Annotated in this window: 1 protein-coding gene and 2 pseudogenes; 2 read left to right on the top strand and 1 reads right to left on the bottom strand. The window is 67.5% G+C overall.

What is annotated here, in order from left to right:
- Positions 1–255: pseudogene (locus tag FVW20_RS15010) on the bottom strand (hypothetical protein); the annotation flags it as partial.
- A gap of 126 nt (positions 256–381) precedes the next feature.
- Between FVW20_RS15010 and FVW20_RS15015 the strand changes: the two are divergent.
- Positions 382–1,098 carry a TetR/AcrR family transcriptional regulator gene (locus FVW20_RS15015; RefSeq protein ID WP_231039142.1) on the top strand — a complete coding sequence of 239 codons (717 nt, stop codon included), beginning with the start codon at positions 382–384 and terminating at the stop codon, positions 1,096–1,098.
- Positions 1,095–1,505: pseudogene (locus FVW20_RS15020) on the top strand (hypothetical protein); the annotation flags it as partial. The gene FVW20_RS15015 and the pseudogene FVW20_RS15020, both read left to right, overlap by 4 nt.

Genomic DNA, 1,505 nt, shown 5'->3' on the forward strand with positions numbered 1-1,505 from the left:
GGTGATTTCGCGGTCCAGGCGGTCCGTTTCCAGCACGGCCACCAGCGCGCCGGGTGCCAGCCGGTCGCCCTCGCGGGCCAGCACGCGGGCCACGCGTTCGGCGTCCTTGAAGGCCAGGGAAACCTGGCGCAGGTCCACGTTGCCGTACAGCACCACCGGTCCCGCGTCGGGCACGGGGCGCAGGGCGAGCCAGGCCAGCACGCCGCCGCCCATGCACAGCGCCAGCACGGCGAGGACGAGAATGCGTTTCTTCATGCGCTGCTCCGAGTGGTGTCGATTTCCGGATGGTGACGTCAGCCTATCCGGGCGCAAGCCCAAAGTCAAATTCAAATTTAAATTTTGAATTTGACACCAGTCCTGTGCCCATCTTATAGCATGGGCATGAAGAAGTCGCCCGATCAGAGCATCAGCCACGGCGTCAGCCGCGAACAGGGTCGCGAACAGGGCCGCGAATCCACCCGCCAGCGCCTGCTGGATGCGGCGGGCATGGTCTTTGCCGAGCACGGCTACGACCGTGCCACCGGCAAGGAAATCTGCGAGCGGGCCGGGGCCAACCCTGCGGCCATCAACTACCATTTCGGCGGCAAGGACAAGTTGTACGCCGCCGCCCTGCACGAGGCGCACCGCCGCTTTCTCACGGCGGAGGACCTGCGCGCCTCGCTGCCGCCGGGCATGCCCCCGGCGGAGCGGGTGGGCGTCATCATCCGCGACCTGCTGTCCAACCTGCTCACGACGGACCCTTCCGCCTGGCAGCTCAAGCTGATGACCCAGGAAATGATGCGGCCCACGCCCTTTCTGGATGAACTGGTGCGCGTCGAAATAGCGCCCAAGTCCATGTTCCTGCGCGGGGCGGTGGCCGAATTGCTGGGCCGTCCGGACAGCCACCCGTCCGTCCAGCTTTCGTGCATGAACATCATCGCCCTGTGTCTCAGCCAGTACCTGAATCGCGAGATTTTCCGCCGGGTGTTCCCCGATCTGGATCTTTCGGGGGACGCACTGGAATTGCTCACCGCGCACACCCTGTCCTTCGTCACCGGCGGGCTGCGGCAGGTGGTCGCGACGTTGCCGGGGGCGCCCCTGCCGCAGGAGAAATCATGAACGCGCACCACGCTTCGGCGCGACGCACCCGCCCTTCCCGCCCTTCGTGCTGTGGCAGAGGGTTGTCCATCCGTTCGATGCTGCCTGCCCTGCTGGTGCCCGCCGTGCTGGTAACCTTCCTGATGCTGTCCGGCTGCGCCGTTGGGCCCGATTACGACCGCCCCGCACCGCCCGCCGCACCCACGGAATGGAGCGCGGCAAGGGCCCGGCCCGAAATTTCCGGTGACGTTTCCGGCAATGGGGGCGGAAACGCCGCCGCCCGCGCCGCCATAAGCGCCGCCACCCCGGACGGCCAGTGGTGGGAGCGCATGGGCGATCCGCAGCTGTCGGAACTGGTGGCCATGGCCGTGGGGCACAACAACGACGCCCTCATCGCCGCCGCCACCCTGCGCGAAGCCCGCGCCGTG

This window comes from Nitratidesulfovibrio oxamicus (assembly GCF_015731765.1).
Classification (GTDB): Bacteria; Desulfobacterota; Desulfovibrionia; order Desulfovibrionales; family Desulfovibrionaceae; genus Cupidesulfovibrio; species Cupidesulfovibrio oxamicus.

Excerpts from the sequence above, each read along its gene's own strand:
- FVW20_RS15015 (WP_231039142.1), top strand. The coding sequence starts at position 382 with ATGAAGAAGTCGCCCGATCAGAGCATCAGCCACGGCGTCAGCCGCGAA.